This window comes from Actinoplanes philippinensis (assembly GCF_900113015.1).
Classification (GTDB): Bacteria; Actinomycetota; Actinomycetes; order Mycobacteriales; family Micromonosporaceae; genus Actinoplanes; species Actinoplanes philippinensis.
Genome location: NZ_FONV01000006.1, coordinates 444,984 through 462,535, shown reverse-complemented (window position 1 = coordinate 462,535; position 17,552 = coordinate 444,984). Strand labels below are relative to the sequence as shown.

The window sequence follows — 17,552 nt, the reverse complement described above, 5'->3', positions numbered from 1 at the left end:
GAGCAGCGGTCCGCGACCGGGCGGCGGGAGGTCAGCGGTCCGCGGTCAGCAGCTTCGCCACCTCGCGGGCCCGGGTGTGGGCGGCCTGGCGGGCGGCGTCGGCGTCGGCGGTGGCCAGGTTGGGACGCAAGTGGATGGGGCTGATGTCGGTGACGCCGGCCCAGCGGAGCCAGTCCTCGAAGTACGGGGCCTGGAAGTCGGCGCCGAAAGCGGGCGGGCGGGACGGGCCGTACACCGCGCTGGTGTAGACGACGACGGCGCGTTTGCCGCGCAGCAGACCGGTGTAGCCGGTCTCCGGGTCGAAGCCGAAGGCCAGGCCGGGCTGGCTGACGACGTCGATGAACTGCTTCAGGATGTACGGGACTCCGGCGTTCCACATGGGAACGCTGAACAGGTAGGTGTCGGCCTCGTCGAACCGGCGGAACGTGGCGATCGCGGCCTGCCACGCCTCGGCGGCCGGACCGGACGGCTGCTCGCCGGCGAAGACCGTCATCTTCGCGCTGACGGCGTCCGGCCCGAAGGGCGGGAGTGTGCCGTCCCACAGATTCCACTCGTCGACGGTCACGTCCGGCTTCACCTCCCGCACCGTGTCGAGGAAGGTGGCGGCGACGGCCAGGGACTCCGACCGCGGGCCGCGCGGGGAGGCGGCGAGGTGCAGGAGCTTCATGATGGTCCTCCAGGACGGTTTGAATGCGTGCGCACGCACATTCTCATCCTGTTGCGTGCGCACGCACAAGAATTCGGTAGGCTCCAGTGATGAGCGACACCGACGTGGCCGCGTGGGCGGCACTGCTGCGGGTGCACGCCGCGGTGGTCCCGGCCCTCGACCGGGAGCTGCAGGCCGCCTGCAACCTGCCTCTCACCTGGTATGACGTGCTGCTCGAACTGAACTACGCGCCCGGTCGGCGGCTCAGCATGGGCGAGCTCGGACAGCGCGCGGTGGTCAGCCGTACCCGGGTCAGCCGGGTCGTCGACGCGCTCGCCGAGGCGGGGCTCGTCACCCGGGAGAGCAATCCGGACGATCGGCGGTCCGCGTATGCGACGCTCACCGAGGCGGGACGGGAACGATTCCGGGCCGCCGCGCCGGTCTACCTCGACGGGATCCGCCGGCACTTCACCAGCCTGATCACGGGGGAGGAGTCGCGTACCATCGCCGTCGCCCTGCAAAAGATCCTCGACGCGCGGTGACGGGCGTCTCCTACCTGCAGGTTCTGCGTAGTGGCCGGCTCGCCGGAGTGATCGCCGGCGACGCTGCCGGCAAACTCGGCGACGGCATGCTCTTCGTGGCGCTGCCGCTGCTCGCCCTGCAGATGCACGGAAGCCTGCGCCCGGCCGCGGCCGTCTCGATCGTCATCTCGGCGCCGTACGTGCTGGCCATGGCCCTGTCGCTGTATTTCGGCGCGGGACGACGGCGGTTCGACGCGCGACTCGTCGTGGCCGTCGACGGAGTGCTCCGGGCCGTCGCGTTCGGGGTGCTCGGGCTGGTCGCCGACGCCGGGCGGATCTCGTTCGGCTGGCTGGTCACGGCGCTGGCCGTGGGGTCGGGGCTGCGGCTGATGTCGACGAGCGGGCGGCGCCTGCTGGCCACCGGGATGGCCGGGGAACGCGCCCGCCTTTCGGTGAACGGACTGCTCGGCACCTCCGACAGCCTTGCCATGTACGTGGTCGGCCCGGCTCTCGGCGGTGTGCTGGCCGCGGTCACCCGTCCCGGGATCGCGGTGGCCGTCGGCGGGTGCGCCTACCTGTCGCTGATCGTCTGTGCGGCGCTGGCCCGCAACGCCTCGGCGGACACGTCCGCGCCGACCCGGTCCGGCTGGTCGGTGCTGCGCCGCAACGCCGTCGCCTACCGGCTGCTCGTCGTGGATTTCCTGTTCAACCTGTTCTACGGGCCGGTCGAGGTGGCGTTGCCGCTGCTCGTGACGGCCGACCTGGGCGCGGGGGCGGGCGCGCTCGGCACACTGTGGACGTGTTTCGGGGCGGGCGCGCTCACCGGGGCGGTGCTGACCGGGCAGTTGCGCCGGTTCCCGCCGCAGGCCACGGTCGTCGTGATCATCGGCGGCTGGGCGGCGGCGATGGTGCTGCTCGCGGTCGCGGCGGCCGTCCCGGTCGCGGCGGTGGCGCTGATCGTGGGCGGTGTCGTGTACGGGCCGTTCCTGGCGGTCGCCTACACGTTCCTGCAGGACAACCTGGACGACGAGGACCAGCAGCCGGTGCTGACCATCTACGCCGCGGGGATCGCCCTGGCCGCGCCCCTCGGCCTCGGCGTCGGCGGGCCGGTGGTCACGCTGCTCGGCGCCCGCGGCGGGATCGCGGCGTCCGCGCTGGTCACAGCCGTCCTGGCGCCCGCCGTCTGGTGGTGGATCAAACCCCGGGCGGCCCGGTGACAGCGGCGCCGGACCACGGCCGGGTGGGCGGTGAAATCTGCCGATCGATCGATGGCTTCCGGGAGTAGGGTGAGGCCAGGACCGCCGCGCCGGGATCGCCGCCCGGCGGGCGCGCTGTCGGCCGGGAGTGGGCAGCCTCTCGCGTGGCAGCCACGGGGCGGCCCGGGTCCGGCGGGACGGCTCCGGGCGTACGGTGAAGGGGGTCGGATGGGGTCCACCTCGAGTGACCGCGCCACGATGGCCGAGATCGCCCATGCCGCGGGGGTGTCGCTGCCGACCGTGTCGAAGGTGTGGAACGGGCGTGCCGACGTCTCCGAGCACACCCGGCAGCGGGTCGACGAGCTGCTGCGCCTTCATGGGTATCGGGGCCGGCGGCAGTGGCGGCCCGACTCGGCCGGCACCGTCGACGTGATCTTCCCGGAGATCGACTGCGCGTGGGAGGGCGAGCACCTGCGCGGCATCGAGGCGGCCGGGCATGCCGCCGGCGTGCGGATCGTGGTGTCCTCGCTGGACCGGGGCGAGACCGCGCGGCGGCAGCTGGTGCAGCGGCTGCGGGCCGGGCGCACCGACGGGGCGATCCTCGCGACGGTGACCGCCGCAGGCCCGCTCGTCAAGGCTCTGAACAGGATGAACGTGCCGGTGGTGGCGCTCGATCCGGCGTCGCGGACAGCCGGGGACATGCTCAGTGTGGACGCCGCGAACTTCGCCGGCGCCCGGGCGGCGGCCGCGCATCTGCTGGCGCTGGGGCATCGGCGGATCGGGCTGATCGCCGGGCTCGACGAGCTGATGTGCAGCCGTGCGCGCCGCGACGGGTTCCTGGCCGCGCACGACGACGCCGGCGTCCCACCGGACCCCGGTCTGGTGGAGCGTGGCGGGTTCGACTTCCCGTCCGGGGTCGTCGCGGGCGGGCGGCTGCTCGATCGTGGCACGCCGCCGACCGCGATCTTCGCGATGAGCGACCTCATGGCGATCGGTGTCTACGAGGCGGCGCGGCGCCGTGGAGTGTCCGTTCCTGATCAGCTGAGCGTGGTCGGTTTCGACGATCTGCCCGGTGCGCGGTGGGCGGCGCCGCCGTTGACCACGGTGCGGCAGCCGCTGCGCGAGATGGGGGCGCTGGCGACGCGTACCGTCCTGGGACTGGCCGGTGGCGGGGTCCTCGACACGCAGCTGGTGATCCGGGAGAGCACAGCGCCGATCTGAGATGCGTACTGAAAACACTCACCGTGCGGCGGTGGATGACGCATATCGCCCGCGGTGCCCAGCGGACGGGATGGCCTCGGGTCTTGCGGGCCGAAGGGCGCTGGTCAGTAGCCTGGTTCGATGATCAACCATGAGGTGGTGGCGAGGCGTTCCGGCAAGTGGTGGTTCTTGAAGGTGCCCGGACTGAGGTTCTGCGCCACCCAGGCCCGGCGGCTGTCCGAGGCCGACGGGATGGCCCGTGAGGTGATCGCCATGCAGACCGATACCGCCGAGGACTCGTTCACCATCACGCTGCGGGTCGAGCCGGGTCGGCTGAACAACGAGGGCAAGCAGGACCGCAACTTCCTCGTGCGGTATGCGGTGACCGGTCCGGACTACGCGACCGCGGCGAACCCGGTCGGCGTGGCGGCGTAGCCGGACCGACCGGCGTGCCGATTTCCACCCGGGCGTTGCGGCCGGGCGACGAGCACTTGCGGGCGAGCGCGCCGGTCGGCATTCAGCGCAGCCGGCGGGCGCTCGACGTGACCCGGCGGGCGGGGGAGGTCAACTTCGAGGCCGATTTGCGGTACGACTTCGCGACCGCGCTGCTGCGGTCCGGCGAGGGGACGGCGGCGCGGGCGGAGTACGAGCGGTCGCTGGCGGTGGCCCCGGAGCGGCGGCAGCCCTGCGCGGAGGCGCGAGCGACCGCCGGTCTGGCCGATTGTTCCGCTTTACACCGATAAAGTGTGGAATGTGCGGACGATTGAGTTGCGGGTGCACGGTGTGGGTGGCGCCTCTCCGGCCGCCCTGCTGGGCACCACCCGGTTCCGTCAGGTGTGGGGTGACCGGATCGCCGGGTTCTACGTGGCCACCGACCCGGTCCGGGGCCGCGAGGTCGAGGCGTACTGCTGGGGTGGCATGACCTCACGCAGCAGCTCCCGGGTGCTGTGGCTGCTGCTCTTTCCGTTCATGCTGGCCAACGTCGCCGGCTGGACCTGCTCGGCCCGGGTGCGGCGGGACCGGTGGGCGTTCCCGGTGCACCGTGCCTGCGCCCGGCTGGCGGCGCTCGCGGTCACCCTCAACCTGCTGCTGATCACCGCGATGATCGCCATGGACGTGTGGGCGTACCAGTTCTGCGGCCAGGAGCGCGACCCGTCGTGGCTCTGGCCCAAGCGGGTGCTGCACGTGCCCGGCCCGACGGGGCGGCGGGTCGTCGCCGGCGCGCTGCTGGTGCTGGCGAACCTGCTGGTGATCGGACTGCTGGCCCGCCGCACGCGGAGCCGCTACGAGGACGTCACCCCGGTCGGGGCGGTCGGCCGGGCCCCGGCGCGGGGCAGTGCGGCCGCCCTGCCGGACGGTGTGGCCGACCCCCGGTTCTTCGACGGCGAGGCGACGGTACGGCGGCTCGGGCGGCTGCACCTCTGCGCCGGGGTGGCCTGGCTGACCCTCCTGCTGGCCTACGTCGGCGGGTTCGTCCCCGGTCACGCGGGCACGGCGCTCACGGCCGGCGCGGCCGGCGCGGCGGTGGTGCTCGCCGCCGCGACGGTGCTGCTGGCGTGCGAGGCGGCGGGCGACCGGCTGGTGCTGCCGCTGACCGTGGCGGCGCCGGTGCCGCTGGCCGTCGTGGCGGCGTGCGTCTGGTTCGCGGAGCCTCCCCCCACGGTCCCCGGTCACCTGCCCGGCATGGGTCTGGTCGCTGTCGTCACCCTCGCCCTGGTTGTCGCCTCGGTGTTCGCGCGGGTGCTTCTCATGCCGCTGATCGTGCTGGTCCGGCGGCTCGGTTTCCGGCAGGCGGGTTCGACCTGGCAGGCGGCGCCGTTCGTGGTGGCCGTGCTCAGTCTCCTCAGCACCAACGGCGTGGGACTGGGCTCCCTGATCGCCGTCGGCAAGTCCCTCGGCGCCGTCAAATTTCTCGACGGCTCGCTCGCCGCCGCCGGCCAGGGCGCCGGCGGCCGGATCGCGATGTTCGCGGCGCTGCGTGAGGTGACGCCGTGGCTCACGCTGGCTCCGGGTGCGGTGCTCGTGCTGTTCCTGCTGGTCCAGGCGGCGCGCTGGGTCGCCGCGGGACTCGGGGACCGGACCGCGCCGGTCATCGGGGAGTACGCCGGACGGGCCGCCGCCGAGCCGGCGCCACCACCGCCGTTCGACACGTGGCGTCGCAGCGCGCTGCCGTCCGAGAACCTGACGCCGGCCTGCCGACGGCAGACGTGGGCGTGGGTCCGGTCGATCACGCGGGCACGGGAGCTGGCCCGCTTCACCCCCGACATCCGGTACCTGCTCACCGGGATGGCGGTGAGCATCCTGGTCGTCGCCGTGCTGCCCGCGAGCGTGCGGGATCTGTCCCGGGCCGACGACGAACTGGCGGTGTGGCTGGCCGTGCTGATCCCGACCACCGGTGTCGCGTTGCTGCGATGGGGCTGGCGTCACCCGTACGCCCGCCGCTGGGTCGGTGTCCTGTGGGATGTCGGCACGTTCTGGCCGCGCGCCTTCCACCCGTACGCCCCGCCCTGCTACGCCGAACGCGCCGTCCCCGACCTGCAACGCCGGATCCGGTGGCTGCGCGACAGCGGCGCCCGGGTCCTGCTGGTCGGCCACAGCCAGGGCAGTGTCCTGGCGGCGGCCGCCCTGGCCCAGCTCCGCGACCCGTCCGGCACCGTGCTGATCACCTTCGGCTCGCCGCTGACCACCCTGTACGGCTGGGGCTTCCCCGCCTACATCGACACGGCCCTGTTCGACCGGCTGAAGTGCCGCTGGCTCAACTTCTCCTATCGGACCGACTACATCGGCGGCCCGATCGGCCATCGCGACGTCGACGTGCCCCTGCCGGACCCGGCGACCTCCTGGTACGTCGCCGGCGAGCCGATGCCGCCGCTGCGCCGCCACACCGGCTACTGGTCCGACGAGGCGATGTGGGAGAGCATCGACCGTGCGGCGGCGCCGGCCCCGGCCCCGGCGAGCACGGCCGCTCCTCGCTCATGAGGGACGCGGAACGGCGGAGGGCGCCTTGTCCCGGCACTCCTCCACGGTGGTGCAGGGAAACACCACCTTCCGGACGCCGGGCATCGCCTCCAGGTCCTTGGCGGCCTGGCTGTCGCGAAGCTCCCGGACGGCGGTGTAGTCGGACACCGTCGTGCGGAACGACTCGGGAAGATACTCCTGCTCGACGTTCTTCATGAAATCCGGGTCGTCGGGCCAGAGCTGCTTGAATCGCTCGTAGGCCGCGGCCTTGTCCTCGAAGGCGACCGCGACGACATCCGGCTGCTTCTCCAGCCAGCTCCGCAGGGCGGTCCTTTCCGGCTCGGTCGCCTCGTCGTCGAGGAACACGGTGAAGACGGCGGGCTTCTCCAGGATCTCCTCGATCTCCTTCTGGAACTTCTCCTCGGGCGTGTCCTTGAACAGGCCGCACCCCGTCACCACGGCCAGGGTGACCAGAGCCGCAAAGATGATCTTCAACGTCCGCACGACGTAGGCTAGCAGCGCCGCATCAGGCCCGGACCAGCGCCGGAGCGGCCTCGACCGCGGCCGTCGCGCGGCCCGGCACGAGCAGCGACACCCCGAAGGCGGCCGCGCTCGCCGCCGCCAGCAGCAGGAACGCCATCGTGTAGCCGGTCTCCGCGGGCAGGCCGTGTGCGCCCGGATGCGCGGTGACGATGGCGCTGACCAGGGCCGTGCCGATCGACGCGCCGATGGTGCGGATGTTGGTGTTCATGCCGCTGGCCGCACCGGTCTGGTGCCGCGGGACGGCCTGCACGATCAGGTTGATCATCGAGGAGTAGATGAGCCCGAGACCGATGCCGAACACCCCGGCGGCCAGCGAGACCGTCCACTTGTGACCATGGGCCAGCGCCAGCACGAGACAGGCCGCGGTGCCCATCGCCGAGCCCCACAGCAGCTGCGCCTTGTTGCTCACCCACCGGGTCAGCGGGCCGCTGAGCGAACCGAACACCGCCATCGCCACCAGCATCGGGGCCATCAGCAGGCCGGCGCCGGTCACGGACGCGCCGAACCCGTACCCGGAAGCCGCCGGGACCTGCATGAGCTGGGGCAGGAACGCGAACACGCCGAACATCGCGGCGCCGAAGAGCATGGCGGCGAGGTTGGTGGTCCAGACCGCGGGCAGACGCATCATCCGCATGTCGATCAACGGCTCGGCGGCGCGCAACTCGGCCGCCATCCATCCGGCCAGCAGGGCGATGGCCAGGGCGAACAACGCGATGGTACGCCCGGAGCCCCATCCCCAGACGGCGCCCTTGCTCAGTGGCAGCAGCAGGGCGACGAGCCACCCGGCCAGCAGCACCGCCGACACGATGTTGATCCGCCCGGGGCTGCGCACCGGTGACGCGGGGATGACCCGCCAGGCCACGAAGCCGACCACGGTGACCACAGCCATCGGGATCCAGAAGAGCCACCGCCAGTCGAGGAACCCGACGATCGGCCCGGCCAGCACGATGCCGACGCCGCTGCCGGTGGCGATGACCGCGGCGAGGGTGCCGATGGCGGAGGCCACCCGGTCCGGCGGGAACTCGTCGCGGATGATCCCGAACGAGACGGGGAAGACGGCGGCGCCGAGGCCCTGCAGCACCCGGGCGGCGATCAGCACGCCGATGCTCGGGGCGAGCGCGGCGATCAGGCAGCCGAGGGCGATGGCGGCGAGCGCGACGAGCAGGGTCCGGTCCTTGCCGATGATGTCGGCGACCCGGCCCATCAACGGGGTGGCGACCGAGGCGGCGAGCAGCCAGGCGGTGAGCACCCAGGTGACCGTGCCGGTGGAGGTGTGCAGGTCCTGCTGGATGGTCGGCAGGACCGGGGTGAGCAGGCTCTGCATCAGCGCGAACGCGGCGGCGGCCGCGGCCAGAACCGCGAAGGTCGTCCGTGGCGTGGCCTGGTAAAGTCGAGGCATGCCTCCACATTACCGGAGGCTAGCCTCCGATTCGCAAGGGGTTTACGGATGACCGAGACGCCGATCACGGTGCGCCGGCCTCAGCGGGCCGACGCCCGGCGCAACTTCGACGCGCTCCTGACCGCCGCCCGCGCCGCGTTCGCCGCCAACGGCGCCGACACCTCCCTCGAGGAGATCGCGAAGACGGCCGGCGTCGGCGTCGGCACGCTCTACCGCAACTTCCCGACCCGGCAGGATCTGATCGAGGCCGTGTATGTGGAGGAGGTCACCCAGCTCAGCGCGGCCGCCGAAGCGGTCGCCGACCAGGCGCCGTGGCCGGCGCTGCGGGCCTGGCTGGAGCGTTTCGTCGACTACGTCGCCACCAAACGCGCGATCGTCGACCTGCTCAACCGCGATTCGGAGATGTTCAGCGCCTGCCGGGCCGTCATGTATGCGGCCGGTGAACCCCTCTTCGCCCGCGCCCAGCAGTCCGGCGAGGTCCGCCCCGACGCGGTCTTCGACGACGTCCTGCGCCTGGTCTCCGGCCTGAGCTCGGCCGCCTTCGTCGACGACGGCCAGCGCCGCCGGGTGCTCGACATCGCCCTGGACGGGCTGCGTCCCCGCCCCTGACCGGCAGACCCGTCCGGCTGGTCGTGGGAGCTGTCCCGACGGCCGGGCGACAGCACCCGGGACCTGCCGGCCGGGGAACGGCGACGGCCCGGCCCCTGAACGGGGAGGCCGGGCCGTCGCGGTGGGGGGTTACTTGGTGAGCGGGGCGAGCTTCGGGTCGTCGGTGTACGCCTCGGCCGCGTTGGCCTTGGTCACGATGACCGGCGGCAGCAGGTAGGCCGGGACGACCTTGACGCCGTTGTTGTACGACTTGGTGTCGTTGACCTGCGGGGTGGCCCCGGTCTGCAGCGTCTTGACCATGTTGATGGTCTCGGCGACGAGCTTGCGGGTGTCCTTGTTGATCGTCGAGTACTGCTCACCGGCCATGATCGACTTGACCGACTCGACCTCGGAGTCCTGGCCGGTGACGACCGGGATCGGCTTGCCGGCGCCCTTCACCGAGGTGATGATCGCGCGGGCCAGGGTGTCGTTGGGGGAGAGCACGCCGTCCAGGGTCTTGCTGGTGTAGGTGGAGGTGAGCAGGGAGTCCATCCGGCTCTGCGCGTTCTCCGCCTTCCAGCCCTGGGTGGCGGTCTGCTTCACGTCGGTCTGGCCGGAGCCGACGATCACGTCACCCTTCTCGATGGCCGGCTTGAGGACCTCCATGGCGCCGTTGAAGAAGACACCCGAGTTGTTGTCGTCCGGCGAGCCGGAGAACAGCTCGATGGTCCACGGGCCGGTCGCCTTCTTGGCCTTCATGCCGTCGAGCAGCGCCTGGCCCTGCAACTGGCCGACCTTGAAGTTGTCGAAGGCGATGTAGTAGTCGACGTTCGTGGTGTTGGTGATCAGCCGGTCGTAGGCGATGACCACGGCGCCGGACTGTTTGGCCTGCTCGACCTGGGTGGACAGCTGGGCCGCGTCGGTCGCGCCGATCACGATGACCTTGGCGCCCTTGGTCACCATGGCGGTGATCTGGGCCTGCTGGTCGGCGACGGTGGTGGAGGCGCCGGCGTACTGGACGTCGGACTGGAAGCCGGCCTCCTTGAGCCCGTTGGTGAACAGGTCACCGGCGAGCACCCAGTTCTCCGACGTCTTCGACGGCAGGGCCACGCCGATCAGCGCGTCCTTCGCGAAGCCGGCGGCCGGCGCCCCGGACGAGCCGCCGGCCGGGGCCGACCCTTCCCGGTCGTTGTTGCACCCGCTCGCCACCAGGGCGGCGGCAAGGCCGACTGCAAAGATCTTGGCCAAAGAGGTACGCATCAAACAGCTCACTTTCTCGAAAGGGAACCGGTGGGGCTGGGGGCCGGGGGAGCGGCGGGGGCGGGCGGATCCTCGCGACGGAACGGCCGCGTGAGCGACGCGACGATCGAGAAGCGGCCCTGTTGCTTGTTGTAGACGTCGAGGGCGACCGCCCCGAGCAGGAACAGTCCCTTGATGATCTGGACCTTGTCGGAGCCGGTGCCGATGAGCTGGAGCCCGTTGTTGAGCACGGCCATGACGAGACCGCCGACGATCGAGCCGCTGACCGTGCCGAGACCACCGGAGACCGCGGCGCCGCCGATGAAGACGGCCGCGATGGCGTCGAGTTCCCAGCTCAGCCCGTCCTGCGGACCGGACGCCGCGGACCGCGCCACGAAGATCATCCCGGCGAGCGCGGCGAGCACGCCCATGTTGGTCATCACCAGGAAGTTGACCCGGCGCAGCTGGACGCCGGACAGCTCGGCGGCGCGGGCGTTGCCGCCGACGGCGTAGATGTGCCGGCCGCCGGCGGTGTTGCGGGTGTAGAAAGAATAGGCGATCACCAGGACGGCGAGGATGATGCCGGAGACCGGGAAGCTGGTGCCGACCCGTCCGCCGGCGAACCGCAGCGTGGCGAAGACGATGACGCCGAGCATGATCACCAGCCGGAGCACCGAGATCCACAGCGGAGCCGGCTCGGCGCCCTCCATCTGCAGCCGGACCTGCCGGGAGCGCCACTCCCGCCAGATCACCGCGGCGCACAGCAGCAGGCCGAGCAGCAGCGTCAGATTGTTGTAGCCGGTGGCCGGGCCGACCTCGGGCAGGTATCCGGCGCCGATGGTGCGGAAGCCCTCCGGCACGGGGACGGTGTCGGCGTTGCCGATGTACTGGTTGCCGCCGCGGAACAGCAGCATCCCGGCGAGCGTGACGATGAACGCCGGCACTCCGATGTAGGCGACCCAGAAGCCCTGCCAGGCGCCGATCAGCGCGCCGACGGCCAGGCCGAGGACGATCCCGGCCGGCCAGGGCACGTCGTACTCCTGGATGGCCTTGGCCACGACGATGCCGACGAACGCGGCGACCGAGCCGACCGACAGGTCGATGTGCCCGGCGACGATCACCATCAGCATGCCGATGGACAGGATCGAGATGTACGCGTACTGCTGGGTCAGCGCGATCAGGTTGCCCGAGGTGAGGGTCAGCCCGTTCGTGGCGATCTGGAAGTACACGATGATCGCCACCAGGGTGAAGATCATCCCGAATTGACGGGCGTTGGAGGTCGTACCCCCGAAGAGGTTCTTCTGCAGGTCTCGTATGCGGCTCATGCGTTGCTCCGGGTCGAGGTCATCCGCTTCATCAGGAGTTCCGGGTCGGCGTCGCGCCGGGCGACCTCACCGGTGATCGTGCCCTCGGCGACCGTGTAGATCCGGTCGCAGAGGCCGATCAGCTCGGGCAGTTCACTGGAGATCAGCACCACGCCTTTGCCCTCGTCGGCGAGCCGCTGGATGATCCCGTAGATCTCGTACTTGGCGCCGACGTCGATGCCCCGGGTCGGCTCGTCGAGGATCAGCAGGTCCGGGTCGGTGAACATCCACTTCGCGAGGACCACCTTCTGCTGGTTGCCGCCGGAGAGCCGGGTGACCGGCTCGTCCACGGTCGGCGTCTTGATCCGCAGGCTCTGCCGGTAGCCCTCGGCCTCGTGGTACTGGGCGGCCTCGTCGAGCACGCCGTGCCGGGTGATCTTCGACAGCTTCGCGGCGACGACCGAGGTCTTGACGTCGTCGAGCAGGTTCAGGCCGATCGCCTTTCGGTCCTCGCTCACGTAGGCGAGACCGTTCCTGATCGCCTCGGCGACCGACCTGATCTCCACCTCACGACCGTCTTTGAAGATCTTTCCGCCGAGGTGTACGCCGTACGAGCGCCCGAAGACACTCATCGCCAGCTCGGTCCGTCCCGCGCCCATCAGCCCGGCGAACCCGACGATCTCGCCACGGCGGACCGTGAAGCTGGAGTTCTTGCAGACCAGCCGCTCGGCCGAGATCGGGTGCCGCACCGTCCAGTCGCGAACCTCGAAGAACACCTCGCCGATCTTCGGCTCGTGCTCGGGGAACCGGCTCTGCAGGTCACGGCCGACCATGCCGCGTACGATCCGGTCCTCGTCGACGTCCCCACCGGCGACCCTGATCGTCTCGATGGTCCGCCCGTCGCGCAGGATGGTGATCGCGTCGGCGATCGCCTCCACCTCGTTGAGCTTGTGCGAGATCATGATCGAGGTGATGCCCCGCTGCTTGAACCCGCGCAGCAGGTCGAGCAGGTGACGGGAGTCGTTCTCGTTGAGCGCGGCCGTCGGCTCGTCCAGGATCAGCAGCTTGACGTCCTTGGCGAAGGCCTTGGCGATCTCGACGAGCTGCTGCTTGCCGACGCCGATGTCCTTGACCAGGGTGTCCGGGTCCTCGTTCAGCCCGACCAGGCGCATCAGCTCGAGCGCCTGGTGGTTGGCGGCCTTCCAGTCGATGCGGCCCCAGCGGCGGGGCTCGTTGCCGAGAAAGATGTTCTCGGTGATCGACATGCCCGGGATCAGCGCGAGCTCCTGGTGGATGATCACGATCCCGGCGTGCTCGCTGGCCCGGATGTCACCGAACCGGCACGGGAGTCCCTGGTAGACGATCTCGCCCGAGTAGGAGCCGTACGGGTGGACGCCGCTGAGCACCTTCATCAGCGTCGATTTGCCCGCTCCGTTCTCCCCGCAGATGGCGTGGATCTCGCCGGAGTTGACCACCAGGCTCACATCGGACAGTGCCTTGACCCCGGGAAACTCCTTGGAGATCGATCGCATCTCCAGCAGCGCGTTACCCACGTGAACCCCCGGTACAGCCGAAAGATCAACTTCCGCGAAGTTGACGTTTCCGCACTGTAAACTTGATCAACAGATTCCGCTATATAAGCAAGGCCTTTCCTGGTTCCGGAACCGACTCAGCCGACGTCCACGCCCCAGTGCCGCTTCACCAGCCGGTCGGCCTGCACGGCGGAGCCGATCAGGAGCCCCAGCGCGATCGGCCCGAAGAAGATGATCACGAGGCCCTCGCCGATGTTCGCGCCGATGCCGCCGGCCGTCACCACCCGCCATGAGAACCCGACGATGACCGCGATGGTCATGAGCTGCGCCAGCACCCACCACCATCCCCGGTCGAGTCGCCCGGCGACCGACTCGCGCAGGAGCACCCCGAGCGCCAGCAGCACCAGCGCGCAGGCGACGATCCCGAGGATCAGGTCGCCGGCCGGGCCGAGGGTGACCGGCCGGAGTCCGTAGTCGAGCCGTTCACCCTGAGCCGCCAGCGCGAGCGCCTCGGCATCGGTCTGATCGCCCACCAGGAACGAGGTCGCCACCGGAGTAGCCAGAACCATGACGATCCCGGCACCAAGCGCCAAATACATGAAGAAGCACATCGCAATCGATTGAGGCCGGCAGGGTTCGGCAATGATCGCCGACCCTCGCCGGCCTGTCCATCAGCCGCAGAGCTGCCGGAACTCGTCACCGAGCAGAGTGCGCAGCCGCTCCAGGGCGCGGGCGTTGCGCATCTTCACCGCCGACACCGACAGACCCAGGATCGACGCGACCGTCTCGACGCTGTGGTCCTCGGCGTGCCGCAGCACCAGCACCGCACGGTCGCGCACGTCGAGGCGGGCCAGCGCGTCCACCAGCGTGACCCGCAGCTCCGGCGCCCCCGCAGGCTCTCCACCGGCGCGGTCCGGCAGGTCGGCCAGCACGATCTCGGAGCCACTGCGCCGGCTCTGCTGATCGAAGACCACGTTCATCAAGACCCTGCGGCTGTACGCTTCCACGCTCGCCTTCGTGCGGACGCGATCCCACGCCGCGTACATCTTGGCCAGGGTGTGCTGGGTCAGATCCTGGGCCAGATGCCAGTCCCGGCACATCAGATAGGCGCTGCGCCGCAACCGGGTGCCGGCCGCCTCCACGAACGCGGTGAACTCCTCGTCACGGGCCTCCTTCGCGCGCCGCCGGGCCCGGCTCCAGGCCGCCGGCGCCGCGGTGGAGGTGTCCGTCACCAGAGCCCCCCGACCGGGGCGTCCACCGGGCAGCGGTGGCCGATGATCTGCTCGACCCCGGGCATCGCCGCGAGCCGGGCCCGCACCGCCGCGTCCTGCTCGGCGGCCACCAGCCGCAGCCGGAACGAGTCCGGGAACTGGCTGGCGTCGATCGCCGCCACGAGCTCCGGGTTGTCCGCCCACAGACTGACGAACCGCTGGTGGGCGCTCTGCCGGCTCTCGAAGACCACCGCGCCGATCCGGGTGTCGCCGTGCACCGCCGCCTCCACCGCGGCCCGCTGCCGCTCGGTCGCGGCGGTGCCCAGGAAGACGGCCAGATCGGTGGCGCCCTCCTCGACCGGCTCCACCGAGCACGACGAGGCCGGCGCCGGCAGCATCGCCGCGGCGATCGTCACCGGCGGCGGCCCCGCGTCCCGGGGGAGGTTCGCCACCGCCAGGCCGCCGGCCGCCACGACGAGCACCGCCGCTCCCGCCGCGGTCAGCCCGGTGCGACGCCGGCGGATCCGCCCGCCCTCGGCCATGGCGGCCCTCGCCAGCGCGCCGGGCGCCAGACCCGGGTCGCCGGCGACCGCCTCGTCGAACCGGTCACGTAGGTGTCCGTCCACAGTCACTCTCCTGCCTCGTCGTTCGTCTACGGGTATGACCGGATGGCGGGCGGATGTGGTCACATCACCGCAGAATGCTCACGCGGAGTGCGGAAGGCGCAGCGGACGGTGGTGGTCTGGGGTGAGGATGACGGGATGCTGGACACTGCACGCCGCCACGAGTTCCGGGTCCTCGCCGCCGCGAAGCCGAGTCTGCCCGTCCTGCTGACCGCCGGTCGACTGGCCGGCCGGCTGAGCCGGGTGCCCCGCATCGGCTGGGTCACCTGCGACCCGGTGGTGGCCCGGCGCATCCTCAACGACCCGGCCCACTTCACCCTGCTCGGCGAAGGCGGCGTCGGACACCTGTGGGCGCAGGTGCTCGGCGACTGGGTCAAGGAGATCTTCGACGGCCCCGGCCACCACCGGCTGCGGAAGCGGACCCGCGACCTGTTCACCGACGACAACGCCCGGCAGCTCACCGACCGGGTGATCGGGCCACGGCTCGCGCAGGCCGGCGCCGAACTCGCCGCCGGGCGCGCCGTCGACGTCGCCGACCTGGGCCGGGTGCTCGTCGGACGGATCGTCGCTGACCTGCTGCAACTACGGGTCGCTGATCGCGACGACGCGTACCGGGAGATCTTCGCCGTCGGGGAGGAACTCGCCGCCCTCGCAATCGGCACCACCACCTCCACCCACCTCGCGCCGGAGACCGTCACCCGGGCCAAGGCGATCGTCGCCCGGCTCACCGTCAACGTGGCCGAGGCGTGGCGGACCGCGGCCCCCGAGACGGTGCTCGGCCGATGCCGTGACCTGGGACTCGACAAACGCCAGGCCGAAGGGCTGTCGACGCTGCTCATGGTCGCGGGCACCGAGACGGCGGCGAGCGCGATGGCCCGTACCGTCGCGATCCTGCACGACACCGGGGCCCAGCACCGGCTCCGCGCCGAACCGGAAAGGCTGCCCGACGCGGTCCGGGAAGGTTTGCGGGTCACCTCCCCGGCGCCGGTGATCGGCCGGGCGGTAGCCGCCGACGTCGACGTCGAAGGGCGCCGGCTGCGGGCGGGCGAGCGGGTGCTGATGCTGACCTGGACCGCCAACAACGCGGCCGGCGCCTTCGACCTGGACCGCGGCTACCAGCCGGACCAGCGGCAGCTGTGGTTCGGCGCGGGCCGGCACCTGTGCCTCGGCGCGCCGGTCGCCCGCGCCGAGATCACCGGTCTGCTGCAGACGCTGCTCGCCCCCGGCCGGGCCTGGCGCATCCACCGTCGCGGCTACCGGCGCAACGTGCTCATCCCGTCCTACGCCCACCTGCCGCTCCGCCTCGCCCGCCACTGACCGGCGTTGTGGTTGACTAGCGCGCATGGTCTTGTGCGTGCCCTCGTCCGCCCGGGTGATCCGGTGACCGCTGGGTCCGCCTCCGCCACCCGGCCGCACAACCGCAAGCAGTTGATCGTCGAGGCCGCCGGGCAGGTCTTCAGCGAGCGTGGCTACCACGCCGCGTCGATGGAGGAGATCGCCGCCGGGGTCGGCATCAGCGCCGCCGCGCTCTACCGCCACTTCCCGAACAAGTACGCGCTGTTCGCCGAGTGCGCCAACGTCATGATCGACCGGCTGGTCGCGGTGCTCGGCGACTGCCCGCCCGAGACCCCGCTCCCCGACGTGCTGGCCGCCCTGGCCCGGGTCACCGTCGCGCACCGGGCGTCCGGCGGGCTCTACCGGTGGGAGGCCCGCTACCTCGACCGCGACGACCGGCGGCTGCTGCGGGCCAAGTTCGCACGGCTCGTCGGGCGGGTCACCGAGCTGGTGGCCCGCGAGTTCCCGCTGCCCGAGGAGAGACTGCGGGCGGTGGCGGCGCTCGGCGCGATCGGGTCGATCACCATGCATCACACGTCGATCGCGCAGCGCCGCGTCGAGGAGATGCTCGTCGCGTCCGCGCTGCGGGTCGCCGCGACCGACCCGGCGGCGCCCGCCGGACACGCCGGCCCCGTCGACCTGCCCGGGCCGCCGGTGCCGCGGACCCGGCGCGCCGAGATCCTGGCGGCGGCGATCCCGCTGTTCGCGCGGGACGGGTTCGCGAACGTCACCAACGGGCAGATCGCCCAGGCGGTCGGTCTCGCCCCGTCGGCCCTCTACCGGCACTATCCCGGCAAGGTCGACATCCTGGTGGCGGCGTGCCTGCAGGCGGCCGGGCTGCTCGCCCAGGCCGTCGACCGCAGCCTGCACCAGGCGGCCGGCCCGCGCCAGGCGGTCGCGGCGCTGACCGCGGCGTACGTCGCCTACAGCTTCGAGCACAACGCGCTGACCAGCGTCGCCGAGGCGGAGATCGTCGGCCTGCCGCCCGCCCTGCGGGGGCCGCTGATCCTCGCCCAACGCGAGCACATCGCCGTCTGGGAGCAGCAGTTGCGCCTGGCCCGCCCGGACCTCGACCGCCGCCAGGCCCGGTTGCTGGCACATGCCGGGTTCGGTGTGGTGGTCGAGGCGGGGCGGGCGCTGCGATGGCGCGACACCCCGGCCCATCGCGACGCCGTGACGGCCCTGGTCATCGGCGCCCTGGGCGCCTGACCCCGCCCGGTGTCCGGCTGGTCGGGCGGCGACGCCGGTGGTGACGGA

General features: G+C 71.6%; 18 protein-coding genes. 9 read left to right on the top strand and 9 right to left on the bottom strand.

Going from position 1 to position 17,552, the window contains the following annotated elements:
- Positions 1 to 31 precede the first annotated feature (31 nt).
- Positions 32 to 667, bottom strand: a complete 636-nt coding sequence (locus BM290_RS18380) for an FMN-dependent NADH-azoreductase (protein WP_203779246.1) — start codon at positions 665 to 667, stop codon at positions 32 to 34.
- 89 nt (positions 668 to 756) lie between these two features.
- On the opposite strand from BM290_RS18380, the gene BM290_RS18375 reads away from it, so the two are divergent.
- The 6 genes from BM290_RS18375 to BM290_RS18350 all read left to right on the top strand — a co-directional run bounded on the left by BM290_RS18375 (position 757) and on the right by BM290_RS18350 (position 6,542).
- Positions 757 to 1,188 (top strand): MarR family winged helix-turn-helix transcriptional regulator, encoded by a 432-nt coding sequence (locus BM290_RS18375; RefSeq protein ID WP_093615547.1) that lies wholly within the window; start codon positions 757 to 759, stop codon positions 1,186 to 1,188.
- Entirely contained in the window at positions 1,185 to 2,384 is a 1,200-nt protein-coding gene (locus BM290_RS18370; RefSeq protein WP_093615545.1) for an MFS transporter, read from the top strand. Before BM290_RS18375 ends, BM290_RS18370 begins: the two co-directional genes overlap by 4 nt.
- Positions 2,385 to 2,591: 207 nt before the next feature.
- Entirely contained in the window at positions 2,592 to 3,584 is a 993-nt protein-coding gene (locus BM290_RS18365; protein ID WP_093615543.1) for a LacI family DNA-binding transcriptional regulator, read from the top strand.
- 120 nt (positions 3,585 to 3,704) lie between these two features.
- A complete protein-coding gene (locus BM290_RS18360; RefSeq protein ID WP_093615541.1) occupies positions 3,705 to 3,998 on the top strand; it encodes a hypothetical protein in 294 nt (97 codons plus the stop codon).
- 14 nt (positions 3,999 to 4,012) lie between these two features.
- Positions 4,013 to 4,306: a hypothetical protein gene (locus BM290_RS18355; RefSeq protein WP_093615539.1), complete on the top strand. Its 294-nt coding sequence runs from the start codon at positions 4,013 to 4,015 to the stop codon at positions 4,304 to 4,306.
- Between the two features lie 10 nt (positions 4,307 to 4,316).
- A complete protein-coding gene (locus BM290_RS18350) occupies positions 4,317 to 6,542 on the top strand; it encodes a hypothetical protein (protein WP_143133819.1) in 2,226 nt (741 codons plus the stop codon).
- On the opposite strand, the gene BM290_RS18345 is transcribed toward BM290_RS18350, so the two are convergent.
- Positions 6,537 to 7,016, bottom strand: coding sequence for a permease-like cell division protein FtsX (locus BM290_RS18345; protein ID WP_143133818.1), 480 nt, complete (start codon positions 7,014 to 7,016; stop codon positions 6,537 to 6,539). The two genes, BM290_RS18350 and BM290_RS18345, sit on opposite strands and share 6 nt — an antisense overlap.
- A gap of 31 nt (positions 7,017 to 7,047) precedes the next feature.
- Positions 7,048 to 8,463 carry an MFS transporter gene (locus BM290_RS18340; protein WP_093615533.1) on the bottom strand — a complete coding sequence of 472 codons (1,416 nt, stop codon included), beginning with the start codon at positions 8,461 to 8,463 and terminating at the stop codon, positions 7,048 to 7,050.
- Between the two features lie 48 nt (positions 8,464 to 8,511).
- Here BM290_RS18340 and BM290_RS18335 point away from each other — a divergent pair, with 48 nt between their 5' ends.
- Positions 8,512 to 9,072 (top strand): TetR/AcrR family transcriptional regulator, encoded by a 561-nt coding sequence (locus BM290_RS18335; protein WP_093615531.1) that lies wholly within the window; start codon positions 8,512 to 8,514, stop codon positions 9,070 to 9,072.
- A 129-nt stretch (positions 9,073 to 9,201) separates the two neighbouring features.
- On the opposite strand, the gene BM290_RS18330 is transcribed toward BM290_RS18335, so the two are convergent.
- The 6 genes from BM290_RS18330 to BM290_RS18305 all read right to left on the bottom strand — a co-directional run bounded on the left by BM290_RS18330 (position 9,202) and on the right by BM290_RS18305 (position 14,963).
- The gene (locus BM290_RS18330; RefSeq protein WP_093615529.1) at positions 9,202 to 10,311 is read right to left on the bottom strand and encodes a substrate-binding domain-containing protein; all 1,110 of its coding nucleotides are present in this window, start codon (positions 10,309 to 10,311) and stop codon (positions 9,202 to 9,204) included.
- A gap of 8 nt (positions 10,312 to 10,319) precedes the next feature.
- Entirely contained in the window at positions 10,320 to 11,615 is a 1,296-nt protein-coding gene (gene mmsB, locus BM290_RS18325; RefSeq protein ID WP_093615527.1) for a multiple monosaccharide ABC transporter permease, read from the bottom strand.
- The gene (gene mmsA / locus BM290_RS18320) at positions 11,612 to 13,147 is read right to left on the bottom strand and encodes a multiple monosaccharide ABC transporter ATP-binding protein (protein WP_203779245.1); all 1,536 of its coding nucleotides are present in this window, start codon (positions 13,145 to 13,147) and stop codon (positions 11,612 to 11,614) included. The genes mmsB and mmsA overlap by 4 nt, the downstream gene beginning before the upstream one ends.
- 116 nt (positions 13,148 to 13,263) lie before the next feature.
- Positions 13,264 to 13,695, bottom strand: a complete 432-nt coding sequence (locus tag BM290_RS18315; protein ID WP_143133817.1) for a hypothetical protein — start codon at positions 13,693 to 13,695, stop codon at positions 13,264 to 13,266.
- A 102-nt stretch (positions 13,696 to 13,797) separates the two neighbouring features.
- Positions 13,798 to 14,358 (bottom strand): SigE family RNA polymerase sigma factor, encoded by a 561-nt coding sequence (locus BM290_RS18310; protein ID WP_093615523.1) that lies wholly within the window; start codon positions 14,356 to 14,358, stop codon positions 13,798 to 13,800.
- Positions 14,355 to 14,963 (bottom strand): permease-like cell division protein FtsX, encoded by a 609-nt coding sequence (locus tag BM290_RS18305; RefSeq protein ID WP_093615521.1) that lies wholly within the window; start codon positions 14,961 to 14,963, stop codon positions 14,355 to 14,357. Before BM290_RS18305 ends, BM290_RS18310 begins: the two co-directional genes overlap by 4 nt.
- 135 nt (positions 14,964 to 15,098) lie before the next feature.
- Here BM290_RS18305 and BM290_RS18300 point away from each other — a divergent pair, with 135 nt between their 5' ends.
- On the top strand, positions 15,099 to 16,277 hold the full coding sequence (locus BM290_RS18300) for a cytochrome P450 (protein ID WP_239143467.1): 1,179 nt from the start codon (positions 15,099 to 15,101) through the stop codon (positions 16,275 to 16,277).
- Between the two features lie 63 nt (positions 16,278 to 16,340).
- Positions 16,341 to 17,504: a TetR/AcrR family transcriptional regulator gene (locus tag BM290_RS18295; protein WP_093615785.1), complete on the top strand. Its 1,164-nt coding sequence runs from the start codon at positions 16,341 to 16,343 to the stop codon at positions 17,502 to 17,504.
- Positions 17,505 to 17,552: the final 48 nt, after the last annotated feature.